Raw genomic sequence first — 12,441 nt, 5'->3', positions numbered from 1 at the left:
CCACCGTCCCGCAACGCAGAGAGGCGTCACCGTGACCAGCACGCATACCCCGTTCCCGCCCGGATTCCTCTGGGGCGGTGCCACCGCCGCCAACCAGATCGAGGGCGCCTACGACGAGGGCGGCAAGGGCCTGTCCATCCAGGACGTCATGCCCCGCGGCATCGTCGCCCCGCCGACGGAGGAGCCCACCCCGGACAACCTCAAGCTCGTCGGCATCGACTTCTACCACCGGTACGCCGAGGACATCGCGCTGTTCGCCGAGATGGGCTTCAAGACCTTCCGGTTCTCGATCGCGTGGTCCCGGATCTTCCCGCAGGGCGACGAGGCCGAGCCCAACGAGGAGGGCCTGGCGTTCTACGACCGGGTCCTCGACGAGCTCGAGAAGCACGGCATCGAGCCGCTCGTCACCATCAGCCACTACGAGACCCCGCTGGCGCTGGCCCGCAAGCACGACGGCTGGGTGTCCCGGGCGATGATCGACCACTACGCCCGGTACGCCCGCACCCTGTTCGAGCGCTACGGCTCCCGGGTGCGGTACTGGCTGACGTTCAACGAGATCAACTCGGTCCTGCACGCGCCGTTCCTGTCCGGCGGCATCGTCACGCCCAAGGACCAGCTCTCGCCGACCGACCTCTACCAGGCCGTGCACCACGAGCTGGTGGCCAGCGCCCTGGCCACGAAGATCGCCCGCGAGGTCGCCCCCGACGCGCAGATCGGCTGCATGCTCATCGCGATGCCGACCTACCCGCTGACCCCGGACCCGGCGGACGCGCTCGCGGTCATGCACGCCGACCACCTCAACCTCGCGTTCGGCGACGTGCACTGCCGCGGCGAGTACCCCGGCTACCTGCTGCGGCACCTGCGCGAGCAGGGCGTCGAGCTGGAGGTCACCGAGGAGGACCGCGAGACCCTGCGGCACACGGTCGACTTCGTGTCCTTCTCCTACTACATGTCGCTCTGCGAGACGGCCGACCCGGACGTCAAGGCCGGCGAGGGCAACCTCATGGGCGGCGTCCCGAACCCGACCCTCGAGGCGAGCGAGTGGGGCTGGCAGATCGACCCGGTCGGCCTGCGGATCGTGATGAACCAGTTCTGGGACCGGTGGCGCAAGCCGCTGTTCATCGTCGAGAACGGCCTCGGCGCGAAGGACGAGCTGGTCGAGGTCGACGGCGTGCGGACCGTGGTCGACGACTACCGGATCGCGTACCTCGACGACCACCTGGTCCAGGTCGGGGAGGCGCTCCGCGACGGCGTGCAGGTGCTCGGGTACACGACGTGGGGCTGCATCGACCTCGTGTCGGCGAGCACGGCCCAGATGAGCAAGCGGTACGGGTTCGTGTACGTCGACCGGGACGACGACGGGTCGGGGACGCTGGAGCGGTACAAGAAGAAGTCGTTCGACTGGTACGCCGAGGTGATCCGGACGAACGGGGGGAGCCTCGGTCGGTGACGGCGGGTGTCGCCGGGGCGGTCGCACGGCCGACCCGGCGACGCCCTTCAGCCCTGCGGGTGCTGCTCGTCCTCGGCCCGGGACGCGACGGCCTGCGCGCGCGCGTCCTCCTCCTGGCGCTGCTCGGGCGTGAGGTGCTGTCGCCGTTCCTCGTACTCGGTGAGACCGTGCATCGCCGTGCGCGCGAAGGCGGGGGACGAGGTGAGCTCGCGCGCCGAACGCCGCCCGCTCAGGATGTCGTCGTAGAGCTGCCGCGTCTCCGCGTCGGGTGCCGCGTCCCGCAGAGTGGTCAGCGAGTCCTGCAGCAGCCGGTGAGCGGCGGTGCCGGGTCGCAGGGTCGGCAGCATCGGGGGCGTCTCGTCGGGCTGCGAGGTGGTCACGATCGCACTCCGGGGTGGTCGTAGGCGGAGGGGAGGGTGGCGCCGTGGAACCCGCGGAGCGCCCCGAGGTAGCCGGCGATGACCCCGACGGCACCACTGGCCATCGACGTCGCGAGGGCGTGAGCGCCGAGGATCTGCGTCGCGAGGCTGGCAGCACGGGCGATGGCGCCGGCGGTGGCGGCGCCGCCCGCGATGCCGCCGATGACCGTCCACGAGCTCGCCGCGGCCGCCGCTGCCGAGGCCGCCGCGATGATGACCCAGTCGAACAACGAGTTCACGAGCCCGGCGAGGACGTCCGCGGTCTGGCTCATGCCGACGGCGACCGCCTGGAACTGCCCGGCGATGGCGTCCAGCGCGGACTTCTGCTCCTCGAGCGCGGTGACCAGCGTGGCGAAGTAGGTGTTCGCCGCCTCTGCCGCCTCGCCGTCCCAGTCCGCCGCCACCGCGCGCCGCGCGACGTCGATCTCCTCGGCGAGGCTCGCGTGGTACTCCCCGAGGTGGGTCAAGGCACGCGACGCCTGCATGACGCGGTTCCAGTCGCCGGACACCCAGCGGGCGACGTCCTCGACGGGATCGAAGTCGCAGACCTGGTCGAGGACCCAGCGGATCCACGCGGTCGGGCTGACGAGGTCGCCCGCCGAGAAGATCATCTGCACCGCGTCGGGCAGCGGGTCGGCGTCGGAGGGTGGGGTGAGCACGCTCGTCGGGGACGTCATCGCGGCTGCGTCGATCCGCTCGAGGCGGGGCGGTGCCCCACCTGCGCGGCCCGGGCATCCATCTCGGCCGCCGTCGCGCTGTCGGTGTCCCGGTACATCTCGGCGGCCGCGTCCAGCTCCCGACCGGCGGAGGCGAGCAGCGAGCGGAGGCGGGCCAGCCCGTCCGCGACGGCGGCCTCCGCGTCGTTGGCTGCTCCGATGAAGTTGCGGAAGATCTGCCCGTCGGCGGTGTCAGGGACGTGCACCCAGCTCGACGTGTAGGTCGACGCGACGTCCACCGCGGAGGCGTGCGTCGTGATCGCGGAGCTGAAGCGTCGGATCGCCTCGTGGTCGGCGTAGAACTGGGCCATGCGGTGCGTTCCCCCTGATCTGACGGCGTGAGCCACCCGAGCGAGCCCGGTCCCCGCGACGATATCGTCGCCCGAGCACTCAACCGCGAGTCAGTCACCCGGAGGGCGGAACCCGTGAAGTCACTGCTGACCAGTCGATGGCTGTGGCCCGTCGCGGCGAGTCCGTTGCTGCTGATCGGCGTGCTGGTCCTCGTCGGCGGGGGCGTGCACCGGTTCGTCGCGGGCGCCTCTCTCGTGCTCGGGTGGGGACTCACCGTGCCGTTCGGTGCCGCCGAGCGTCGGTGGCGCGCGAACCCGACGCCGACGCTCCAGCTGGCTGCAGCGGGCTGGGCGCTGCTCGTCCTCGCGGTGATGCTCGGCGGACTGTGGTGGGGGATGTCGCTCGACCCCGAGGCGTGACCGGGTTGCCCCGCCCGACCCCTTGATACCGTGACGCGCCAGGTCCAGGCGCCGTCCCCGGGGGAGTCCGTACGTGAGCAGCACCGCACCGCAGGGCGGCGTCGTCGCCGTCCGCGCGCTCGACCCCGCGCAGAACGGCGCGGTCGTCGCCCGCCTCGACCGCGGCGCCGGCGTCCTCGACCCGGAGCGCCGCACGCTGCGCACCAAGCCCGTGACCCTGGACCGCCGGGTCCTGCTCGCCCTGACGTCGAGCAGGAAGCGCACCGGCCTCATGGTCGAGCGCGGCTGGCGGCGGGTGTTCCTCCCGCTGATCGAGGTGCACGGGGGTGCCGTCCTCGGCGTCCCGGCGACCGCCGCCCGCGCCCTCGCCGACGAGCTGGAGTCCCGCGGGGCGCGCGAGACGACCGCCGTCATCGCCCCGCTGCGGGCGCACGCGGATCACCTGGATTCCGGGCTCCCGGTGGCGTCGTCGCCGCTGGGACGGTACATGGGAGTGGGTGGCGGGGGACCGCTCACCTCGCTCGGCGACCTCTGAGTCGGCCGAGGGCCTGCTGACACACGCACGACCGCAACACCCGGGGGTACGGAACGCATGAGTGTGGACGTCTCGATCGCGGCGCTGGACACCGCCGCATCCGAGCTGGAGACGGTGGCGTCGGAGCTGCAGGCGCTGGACGTCGCCGGCGCGTTCGCGGGGATCGAGGCGGCGCTGCCCGGCTCGGCCGTCCCGGACGCTGCCGTGTGGGTGTCGACGCGCGTGGCCGCGGCGGTGCAGGTGCTCGGCGAGAACATCCGCGGCATGTCGGCGAGCGCCTCCGGGTCGGCCGACGGCTACCGCGCGGCGGACGGTTCCGTGCAGACCCGGTTCGGCGCCATGGGGGCGTTCTGATGGCCGCGCTCACCCTGGAGGTCGTCCGGGGCTGGCGGCCCGAGGCGCTGTCGGAGGCCGCGACCGGCGTCGGCACGGCACAGGAGGCGGTCGACGCGCAGGTGCGCGCCGCCAAGGCCGCGATGACCCGGCTGAGCGACCACTGGCAGGGCGACGCGGCCCAGGCCGCCGCCCAGCGCATGGCGAGCGAGGCGAGCACCGGGTTCGCGCTGGCGGACGCCCTGGAGTCGGCGCGCTCCGCGCTCGCCTCGGGCGCCACCGATCTCGGCCGGGCCAAGTCGGCGGTGCTGGCGACGGTCGACGCCGCGACCGCCGCCGGGTTCACCGTCGCGGGCGACGGGCGCGTCACCGCGCCGACGCTGCCGCCGGTGATGACCGCCGCGGGGGACCCGGACGGCGCGGGCGCCGAGCGCGATGCCCAGCAGCGCGCGCTGAACGCCGAGGCCCAGGAGCACGCCGACGCAATCTCGACGGCGCTGCAGGACGTCGCGACGACGGACCAGCAGGTCGCCGACACGCTCTCCGCCGTCGAGGTGCCGCAAACGCTCCAGTCGGCGGTCGACGCCTACCTGCAGCGCGCGTTCGCGAGCGGGGACGTCATCGGCGCGCTCGGCTCCGTCGGCGCCGGCGGCGTCGCGCTGGCGCAGGTGATCAAGGGCGTCATGAAGTCGGCCACCAAGGGCAAGGCGTTCCTGGACTTCCTCAAGGCGTCCGGGGCACCGATCACGCACTACCAGGCGATGGTCGAGAACTTCGCCAAGGCCGACGCGGCGATGGACGTGTTCAAGAACGGCAAGCCCGCCGCCGAGTGGATGACCAAGCTGCTGGGCGCCCGCGGCGCGGGGATGCTGCGCACCGCCGGCAAGGCGTTCCTCCCGCTGACGGTCCTCACCGGCCTCGCCGACACCGTGACCGGGGGCGGCTACGACGGTGCCCGCGGCTGGGCCACGCGCGGCTTCGGCCTCGCGGGCGCGGCCGGCGCGGGCGCGCTGATCGCCGTCGGCACGGGCGCGCTCGCCCTCGGGCCGGTCGGCCTGGCCGTCGCGGGCGGTGCGGTGCTCGCCTACGGCGCCTGGAGCCTGGGCAACCTCGTCTGGGACAACCGCGAGGCGATCGGCGACTTCGTGTCGACCGCGGGCAAGGCCGTCTGGGACGGCGCGACGACCGCGTGGAACGCGACCACCGACGCGGTGTCGAACGCGGCCGACTGGGCGGGGGACCAGGTGGACAAGGCCAAGGACGCGGTGTCCGACTTCGGCAAGGGCGCGCTGAGCGTGCTCTCGGGCGGCCTGCTGTGACCGCGGCGCCCGACGCGGCCGCCGCTCCCGTGCCGGTCGAGGTGCTGACCGACGAGGAGCTGGCGATCCTCGCCGGCCCCGGCGGCCTCGTCGTCTCGCCCTACCTCGCGACGCTGCCGGACGCCGACCGCGAGGTCGCCCTGCGCACCGCCTACCGCGGTCTGCTCGCGCGCGGCATCGTCGACCCGCCGACCCCGGCGGCGCTCGCGGCCGCCGTCGGCGAGCCGACCGTCGAGCTCCAGGTCCGCGAGGATGTGCTGTCGCTGGTGGCGCTCCGCCGCGGCGCGTCGGCCACGGTCTGCGTCGCGCGGTCGACGGTCCTCGGCCAGGACTACTGGTACGCGCACGTGGTCCGGGACGTGGTGCTGGTCGAGCAGGTGACGACCGACGGTCAGCACCGGTTCGCGCTCGCGGCTGCGGACACCCTGGGAGACCTGCTGCTGGACGCGACCGTGCACGAGGAGACGACCGACGGGACGGGGCCGGAGATCGCGGTCGTCGATCCGGACGAGCCGCCGACCGAGGTCGTCGAGCGGCTCGGGTCCGCGCTGGTGCGCGCCGACGTGGTCGTGCGGGTGCCGGACGACCGGGAGCCGGAGCTGCTGGGCCTGTTCACCGGCCAGGGCGGCGCGTGGATGCTGTCGGCCCGCGAGGCGTCCGGGGGGCCGGTGGTCGCGCGGCCACTGACCCGGGCGGCGCTCGACGCCCAGGTGCGGGACCTCGCGGCGCGGGCGGTGTCGACCGCGGCGGCGCTGTCGGCGGCCGTGGCCGGGGTGCGCTGAGCGGCGGTGGGCACGACGGACGGAGCGGTGCCGATCCCGAAGCTGACGTCGCGCTCGGGGTGGCGGTGGGTCATCGCGACCGCCATGGCCGTGGTCGTGGGCGGGGTGGTCGTCGGCGTCACGCAGCCGGAGAACCGGGTCTACGTCGTGACGGTCTTCCCGGTGCTCTTCCTCTTCTTCGGGGTGCTCGCCTGGTTCTCGACGTGGCTCGACCCGGTCGCGGGCACGCTGGTGCGTATCCGCTGCCGAGCCTGGCGGACGACGGTGCGCCTCGAGCCGGGGACGTCCGTCGCCCTCGTGTCGAACCGCGGCGGGACGCTGCTGCTCCGCGCCCGGCCCGCCCGAGGCCGGGGACTCCACGTGCCCGTGGTCGCGCGGACCGACTACGTCGAGAGGTCCCAGCCGCCCGCGCTGCTGCGACAGCTCGCCGACGCGGTCGAGCAGCACCACGCCGGCGGCGCGCGCCCGGTCGCCGCGGCCTTGCGGAAGCAGGCCGAGCACCTGGAGGCGGGCGGGACGGTCGCGACGTCGCCGCTCGCGGGTCTCATCACCTCGGGCATGCTGACCGCGGCGAAGGCCGGCGGCGCCGGCGCGATCGGCGGGCACCTGGGCTGAGGGTCCGGGTCCGGATCCGTGGTGCTGCGCTGGGCCGGGCGGCGTGCGTCAGCACTGACTCCACAGCCCGAGGCCGCCGTCCCGGGCGTCGTCCTCCGCGGCCCGGAGCGCGGCCTGGTGCACCCCGGGCACGCCGTACGTGTACTCGTGCGCGTAGCCCTCCGCGACCAGCACCCGGTTCACCAGGGTCGTCTCGTCGAGCCACGCGTATGCGAGGGTGCGGCCGAACCGGTCGACCGCGTCCTCCGTGGGGTCGCCCTCCAGCCAGACGGACCGGCCGGAGAGCAGCTCGTCGGTGCGGGCGGAGGCCTCCGGCCCGAAGCACTCGACGGGGCTGTCCGGCTGGACGCTCTCGGGGGTGTCGATGCCGAGCAGGCGCACCCGCTCCTCGGCGCCGTCGCGCAGCACGATGATCGTGTCGCCGTCGACCACCCGACGGACGGTGAGGGGGCCGACCGCGGACGCGGGGCGGACCTCGGTGGGCGATCCGGGAGCCGCGGCGGGAGGGGCGTCCGCCCCCGGCCCGTGGCCGACCGACCACCACACGGCGACCGCCGCGGCGACGAGGAGCAGCAGGAGCGCGAGTCGGCGTCTCGACCTCATCCCGTCGTCTCCTCTCCGTCCGTCACGTCGCGGGCGCCCGGGTGGAGCCGACTCGCACCCTACGGCCGGGCGGGACGGAGATCGCGTCGAGCGGCTCCCGGCGGGCACGCGTCCGCCCACCGGGAGCCGCCCGGGTCACGCGGTCCCGGCTCGCGTCACACCGCGACCCGCCACTGCTGGGCCGCCGCGCCGTTGCAGTCGTAGATCTGCAGGTCGGTCCCGGCGGTCGACACGCCGTTCGGCGCGTCGAGGCACCGACCGGACTGCGGGTTCCGCAGCGCCCCGTTGGTCTGCGGCACCCAGGTCTGCCCGCCGACCCCGTTGCAGTCCCAGAGCTGCACCTTGGTGAAGTTCGCGGTCCCGTTGCCGACCACGTCGAGGCACTTGCCGAACGCCCGCACCGTGCCGTCGGCGCGCATCTCCCACTGCTGACCGGGCACGCCGGAGCAGGTCCAGACCTGCACCACGTTGCCGCTGGTCGCCGTGTTGGTGTCGACGTCGACGCACATCCCGGCCGCCGCCGGCCCGACGATCGGCCCGGTCGGCGACCCGGGCAGCGACCAGACCTGCGTCGCGAGCCCGTTGCAGTCGTAGATCTGCAGGTCGGTGCCGTCGGCGGTGTTCCCCTGCGGGACGTCGAGGCACCGACCGGACTGCGGGTTCAGCAGGGAGCCGTTCGCCTGCGGCCGCCACTGCTGCGCGCCGGAGCCGTTGCAGTCCCAGAGCTGGACCTTGGTGAAGTTCGCCGTGCCGTTGGCGTCGACGTCGAGGCACCGTCCGAACGCGCGGAGCGTGCCGTCGGCGCCCACGGCCCAGTGCTGGCCGGTGGCGGTGCCGCAGGTCCAGAGCTGCGCCGCCCGACCGTCGACCGCCGTGTTGGTGTCGACGTCGAGGCACTTGCCGCCGGGACCGACGACGGCGCCGGTCGGGCCGGGCAGCGCCCCGATGCCGAACCGCACCTCGCACTGGTTGCCGGTGCCGAGCCAGGTGGCCGCGAGGTAGAGGTACGACGTGCCGTCCTCGCGCGGGACCGCGGGCGTGGAGTAGCCGGGGCAGGACGCGACGCCGGCCGCGTAGCCGCCGGTCGGGTTGACCGTCACCGGCGTCGAGGCCTCGGTCCACGCACCGGTGCCGAGGTTCGTGTTGGCGAACAGGACCGTCCCCGACTCGGCCAGCACGGTCTTGCTGCCGGTCGGTCCCGCGACCACCCGCTGGCCGCTCAGCAGCACGGTGCCGTTCGGCCCGCCGCCCGGCACCCACGAGATGTACGGGGTGTGCAGCAGCTCGCGCCCGTCGGTGGTCTGCACGAGCGTCCCGGCGTCGCCGGCCGCGCCCCAGCTCGACCCGTCGGCGCTGCGCTTCACGTAGACCTCGCAGGCGTGGTCCGGGTCCGTCGCGTCGCGGCACATCTCGTAGGACATGAGGAAGTCGCCGTTCGGGAGCGCGGCGAACGTCTGCATGCCGGGCCGGCGGAGGTTGTCGGCCGGGAACGACACGTCGACGGTCATGGTCGAGCTCCAGGTCTGCCCGCCGTTCGTCGACGTGTAGTGCCCGATGACCTGGTTGTTCGTGGCGCTGTTCGCCGGGCGCTCGTCGGAGATGAAGCAGGCCAGCGCGTTGTCGTCGGTGACCAGGAACGTCGGTTCCCAGATGCCGTGGCCCCAGGTGTTGGGCAGGCCGGAGGTCTGGGTGCAGCTCGACAGGTAGGTCCAGGTGCTCCCGCGGTCGGTGCTGCGGAACACCTCGACCTTCTGCGCGGTGTAGTTGCCGACGTCCCAGGCGGTGCCCGCGGCGAGGATGTCGCCCGCGTTCAGCCCGGGGATCGAGCGTGGCACCTCGTAGAGCGTCGGTGCCTCCAGGTCCCAGCCGGGGGTGTTCGAGCTGATCGTGGAGACCTGGGTCCAGCTCGTGCCGCCGTTCGTGCTGCGGTAGACCGGCAGCACGGTCGCCGGGCCGACGCCGCCGCGGGCGAACGTCGCGAGCATGGTCTGGGCCGTGGACCCGTCGTTGTCGACGCGAATCGCCCGGGGGTAGCCGGCGGTGCCGGCGGGGTTCTGTGCGAGGTTCGGGGAGTACAGGACCTGGCCGGGGGAGACGGCCGCGGCCGGGGCGGCGGTGGCGGCGACCTGCGCGACCCCGCCCACGAGGGCGAGCGCGGCGGCGCAGAGCAGGGTCAGGGCGGTGGTCCGGGGTCGTCGGTGCGGGGATCTGAGCACGTGCTCTCTCCTTCGACATCGCGTACACCGCGCGCCCGAGCGCGCGGGTCTGCCTCTTTGCAGACGTTGCAATGCCGAGGGTGGCGCACGTTTGCCTACGTTGGCAAGAGTCGATCGACGCGGGAGCGGAGCCGGGCTCCGTCGTCAGGGGGTCAGGCGGTGGGGCTCGGGTCGTCGAGACCCAGCACCGCCGCCGCCACGGACCGCGCCCGCGCGAACGGCCGGTCGAACGTCCCCATGCCCACGGTGACGATCGCGCCCTCGTACAGCAGCATCAGCGCCCGCGCGGTGTCCTCCGGCTCCCGCACCCCCGCCTCGCGGCACAGGTCGGCCAGCAGCCCGACCTGCCACGCCTTCTGCGCGGCGACCTCCGCCAGCACGGCGTCGCCGTCGCCGGGGAACGACTCGGCCCGGGCGTTGATCGCGCTGCACCCCCGCGGGCTGTTCGCCGTGGACCAGGACTCCGCGGCGTCGAACACCGCCAGCACCCGGGCGGTCCCCGGCGACGGCACCCGGTCGAGGGTGGCCAGCAGGTGCGCGCGCCACCGCGCGTCCCGCGCCCGCAGGTAGGCGACGACCAACGCCTCCTTCGACCCGAACCGGTCGTACAGCGTCTTCTTGGTGACGCCGGCGGCCTCGGCGATGCCGTCGACGCCGACGGCGTGGATGCCGCGCTCGTAGAACAGCTCGGACGCGGCGTCGAGGACGCGCTGCGCGGCGGGGGTGAGCGGTGCGGCGGGGTCGGGGGTGACCATGCTGGCGACGATATACCGGTCGGTCTACTGACGAGAGGCCCGTCGAGGGGGCTTGCGCGCACGCAGAGAGTGAATGTACAGTCACTCACATGACACGGACCTCGCTCTCCACGGCAGACCTCCGCAAGCCGGTCGTCGCCTCGGCAGCCGTCCGCGAGTTCGCCCGCGGCGGGTACCACGGCACCACGATCGCCGACGTGGCCCGCGCGGCGAAGATCTCCCCGGCGTACGTGGTCAAGCTGTTCCCGACCAAGGAGCGCCTGTTCGTGACCGCTCTGGAGACCTGCTTCGACCAGGTCGTGCAGGCGCTGGCCGCCGGCGCGGACGGCGCCGAGGACGGCTCCCCGGACGGTCTGCTGGACGCGATGGGGGGCGCCTACGCCCACCTCATCGCGGACCGGACCCTGCTCCTGCTCCAGGTGCACGCGCAGTCGGTGGCCGACCTCCCCGAGATCGGGGAGGCTCTGCGCGCCGGCCTCCGGGAGGTCGTCGACTTCGCCAAGGCCCGGTCTGGTGCGTCGGACGAGGCCGTCCAGCGGTTCGTGGCCTACGGCCAGCTCTGCCACCTCATCGTGACGGCGCAGGTCGACGCCGTCCCCGAGGCCTGGGCCCGGCTCCTCGTCGAGGGGATCAGGCACCCGGGCTGAGCCCACCCGGATGACGACGCGGGCCCGCTCGCACCGTCATCCCCGTTGGATCCTAGTGAGTGACTGTTCACTCAACATCGAGAAGAGGAGCACCATGAACCCCACCGAGACCATCCCCAGCACGATCGACGAGTCCGCGACCGTGGTCGTGCGGCGCGAGATCCGCATCCAGGCCCCGGTCGACCTGGTGTGGCGCCTGCACACCGACGTCGCCGGCTGGCCCTCCTGGCAGCGGGACGTGGAAGCCGTGGAGGCGGACGGACCGCTCGCGCCCGGGTCGTCGTTCCGCTGGCGCACGCACGGCCTCGACGTGACCTCGACCGTCTACGCGGTCGACGCCCCGCGGCGCATCCTGTGGGGCGGCCCGGCGCAGGGCATCACGGGGGTCCACGAGTGGACCTTCACGGCCGAGGGCGGCGCGACCGTCGTCCGGACCGCCGAGTCCTGGGAGGGCGACCCGGTGCGGGCCGACGCGGAGAACCTGCGCGCTGCGCTGGACGCCTCGCTCGGCTCGTGGCTCGAGCACCTGCGGGTCGCGGCCGAGGCGAAGGCCGCCAAGCGGGCCCGCAAGGGCCGCCGGCGCCGGCTGGCCAGGGTCCTGGCCTGGTCCGCGCTGGGCCTGACGGCCCTGTTCGTGGTCGCCGAGCCGTGGCTGCTGGTGCCGGTGGTGCTGTTCCTCGTCGCGCTGAGCCTCTGGGACTGACGCGATGACCACGCACACGCTCCGCGCGCGCTCCCGAGTGCCGGCGCGTCCGGGTCCGAGCCCCGCCGCCCGCGGGGCGGTGCTCGCCGCGGCGGGGCTGACGATCATGGCGCCGGCTCTCATCGCGCCCGCCCTGCCCGGGATGGCTCGGTACTTCGGGGACGCCACGCTCGTCCGGCTCGCCCTGACGATCACGTCGCTGACCATCGCCGTCGGCGCACCGCTGGCCGGGGTGCTCTCCGACCGCGCCGGGCGGCGCCCGGTCCTGCTCGGCGGGCTCGCCGTGTCCGCGGCGGCCGGGACGGCGGGGCTCCTGGTCGAAGGGCTCGGGCCGCTGCTCGCGACGCGGGCGCTGCTCGGGCTCGGCGTCGGCGCGGTCAGCACGGCCGTCGGCGCGCTGCTGACCGACTGGTTCGCCGGTCCGCGGCGTGCCACGTACCTCGGTCTGCAGCAGGCGGCCGCGAGCCTGGGCGGGGTGGTCCTGCTCCCCGCGGCCGGGCTGCTGGCCGCCACGGGCTGGCGCGCGCCGTTCTGGCTCTACGCCGCCGCCGTGCCCGTCGCGGTCCTGGTGGCCGTCGCCGTCCCCCGCACGCCGCCGGCCGCCGCGCCGGTGCCGCCCCCGGGTGGCTCCGCCGCGC

At 74.2% G+C, this 12,441-nt stretch carries 16 protein-coding genes; 10 read left to right on the top strand and 6 right to left on the bottom strand.

Annotated features, from left to right (window positions below; genetic code table 11):
• Positions 1-31: 31 nt before the first annotated feature.
• A complete protein-coding gene (locus tag G6556_RS12425) occupies positions 32-1,450 on the top strand; it encodes a glycoside hydrolase family 1 protein (RefSeq protein WP_166941747.1) in 1,419 nt (472 codons plus the stop codon).
• Positions 1,451-1,497: 47 nt separating this feature from the next.
• Here the strand turns inward: G6556_RS12425 and G6556_RS12420 are convergent, their stop codons facing one another.
• Genes G6556_RS12420 through G6556_RS12410 form a run of 3 tightly spaced genes read right to left on the bottom strand, consistent with a single transcriptional unit; the run spans position 1,498 to position 2,896 of the window.
• Positions 1,498-1,830, bottom strand: a complete 333-nt coding sequence (locus tag G6556_RS12420; RefSeq protein ID WP_166941745.1) for a hypothetical protein — start codon at positions 1,828-1,830, stop codon at positions 1,498-1,500.
• Positions 1,827-2,546, bottom strand: a complete 720-nt coding sequence (locus G6556_RS12415) for a hypothetical protein (protein WP_166941743.1) — start codon at positions 2,544-2,546, stop codon at positions 1,827-1,829. The genes G6556_RS12420 and G6556_RS12415 overlap by 4 nt, the downstream gene beginning before the upstream one ends.
• Positions 2,543-2,896 (bottom strand): hypothetical protein, encoded by a 354-nt coding sequence (locus tag G6556_RS12410; protein ID WP_166941741.1) that lies wholly within the window; start codon positions 2,894-2,896, stop codon positions 2,543-2,545. Before G6556_RS12410 ends, G6556_RS12415 begins: the two co-directional genes overlap by 4 nt.
• Before the next feature lie 114 nt (positions 2,897-3,010).
• Here G6556_RS12410 and G6556_RS12405 point away from each other — a divergent pair, with 114 nt between their 5' ends.
• The 6 genes from G6556_RS12405 (at position 3,011) to G6556_RS12380 (ending at position 6,879) form a co-directional block, all read left to right on the top strand.
• Positions 3,011-3,295, top strand: a complete 285-nt coding sequence (locus tag G6556_RS12405) for a hypothetical protein (RefSeq protein WP_166941739.1) — start codon at positions 3,011-3,013, stop codon at positions 3,293-3,295.
• Positions 3,296-3,368: 73 nt separating this feature from the next.
• The gene (locus G6556_RS12400; protein WP_166941737.1) at positions 3,369-3,830 is read left to right on the top strand and encodes a hypothetical protein; all 462 of its coding nucleotides are present in this window, start codon (positions 3,369-3,371) and stop codon (positions 3,828-3,830) included.
• Positions 3,831-3,887: 57 nt separating this feature from the next.
• On the top strand, positions 3,888-4,184 hold the full coding sequence (locus tag G6556_RS12395; RefSeq protein ID WP_166941735.1) for a hypothetical protein: 297 nt from the start codon (positions 3,888-3,890) through the stop codon (positions 4,182-4,184).
• Positions 4,184-5,482 (top strand): hypothetical protein, encoded by a 1,299-nt coding sequence (locus G6556_RS12390; RefSeq protein WP_166941733.1) that lies wholly within the window; start codon positions 4,184-4,186, stop codon positions 5,480-5,482. The genes G6556_RS12395 and G6556_RS12390 overlap by 1 nt, the downstream gene beginning before the upstream one ends.
• Positions 5,479-6,264, top strand: a complete 786-nt coding sequence (locus G6556_RS12385; RefSeq protein ID WP_166941731.1) for a hypothetical protein — start codon at positions 5,479-5,481, stop codon at positions 6,262-6,264. The genes G6556_RS12390 and G6556_RS12385 overlap by 4 nt, the downstream gene beginning before the upstream one ends.
• A 27-nt stretch (positions 6,265-6,291) precedes the next feature.
• Entirely contained in the window at positions 6,292-6,879 is a 588-nt protein-coding gene (locus G6556_RS12380) for a hypothetical protein (protein WP_166941729.1), read from the top strand.
• A gap of 48 nt (positions 6,880-6,927) precedes the next feature.
• On the opposite strand, the gene G6556_RS12375 is transcribed toward G6556_RS12380, so the two are convergent.
• The 3 genes from G6556_RS12375 to G6556_RS12365 all read right to left on the bottom strand — a co-directional run bounded on the left by G6556_RS12375 (position 6,928) and on the right by G6556_RS12365 (position 10,453).
• On the bottom strand, positions 6,928-7,482 hold the full coding sequence (locus tag G6556_RS12375; protein WP_166941727.1) for a thermonuclease family protein: 555 nt from the start codon (positions 7,480-7,482) through the stop codon (positions 6,928-6,930).
• Between the two features lie 155 nt (positions 7,483-7,637).
• Positions 7,638-9,698 carry a sialidase family protein gene (locus G6556_RS12370; protein ID WP_205693396.1) on the bottom strand — a complete coding sequence of 687 codons (2,061 nt, stop codon included), beginning with the start codon at positions 9,696-9,698 and terminating at the stop codon, positions 7,638-7,640.
• A 152-nt stretch (positions 9,699-9,850) separates the two neighbouring features.
• Positions 9,851-10,453, bottom strand: coding sequence for a TetR/AcrR family transcriptional regulator (locus G6556_RS12365; RefSeq protein ID WP_166941725.1), 603 nt, complete (start codon positions 10,451-10,453; stop codon positions 9,851-9,853).
• 89 nt (positions 10,454-10,542) lie between these two features.
• Here G6556_RS12365 and G6556_RS12360 point away from each other — a divergent pair, with 89 nt between their 5' ends.
• The 3 genes from G6556_RS12360 to G6556_RS12350 form a co-directional block, all read left to right on the top strand.
• Positions 10,543-11,100, top strand: coding sequence for a TetR/AcrR family transcriptional regulator (locus G6556_RS12360; RefSeq protein ID WP_166941723.1), 558 nt, complete (start codon positions 10,543-10,545; stop codon positions 11,098-11,100).
• Between the two features lie 94 nt (positions 11,101-11,194).
• Positions 11,195-11,803, top strand: coding sequence for an SRPBCC family protein (locus tag G6556_RS12355; protein WP_166941721.1), 609 nt, complete (start codon positions 11,195-11,197; stop codon positions 11,801-11,803).
• A 4-nt stretch (positions 11,804-11,807) separates the two neighbouring features.
• Positions 11,808-12,441 (top strand): MFS transporter (locus G6556_RS12350; RefSeq protein WP_166941719.1); only part of this gene is annotated, 634 nt, incomplete at its 3' end.

Origin of the sequence: Cellulomonas sp. IC4_254, assembly GCF_011603975.1 — a bacterium.
In the GTDB taxonomy this organism is placed as follows: Bacteria; Actinomycetota; Actinomycetes; order Actinomycetales; family Cellulomonadaceae; genus Cellulomonas.
This window is presented reverse-complemented; position numbering and strand designations above follow the sequence as displayed.

Coding starts and splice junctions, on each gene's coding strand:
- G6556_RS12390 (WP_166941733.1), top strand. CDS start 4,184: ATGGCCGCGCTCACCCTGGAGGTCGTCCGGGGCTGGCGGCCCGAGGCG.
- G6556_RS12355 (WP_166941721.1), top strand. CDS start 11,195: ATGAACCCCACCGAGACCATCCCCAGCACGATCGACGAGTCCGCGACC.
- G6556_RS12360 (WP_166941723.1), top strand. CDS start 10,543: ATGACACGGACCTCGCTCTCCACGGCAGACCTCCGCAAGCCGGTCGTC.
- G6556_RS12395 (WP_166941735.1), top strand. CDS start 3,888: ATGAGTGTGGACGTCTCGATCGCGGCGCTGGACACCGCCGCATCCGAG.
- G6556_RS12375 (WP_166941727.1), bottom strand. CDS start 7,482: ATGAGGTCGAGACGCCGACTCGCGCTCCTGCTGCTCCTCGTCGCCGCG.
- G6556_RS12410 (WP_166941741.1), bottom strand. CDS start 2,896: ATGGCCCAGTTCTACGCCGACCACGAGGCGATCCGACGCTTCAGCTCC.
- G6556_RS12365 (WP_166941725.1), bottom strand. CDS start 10,453: ATGGTCACCCCCGACCCCGCCGCACCGCTCACCCCCGCCGCGCAGCGC.
- G6556_RS12415 (WP_166941743.1), bottom strand. CDS start 2,546: ATGACGTCCCCGACGAGCGTGCTCACCCCACCCTCCGACGCCGACCCG.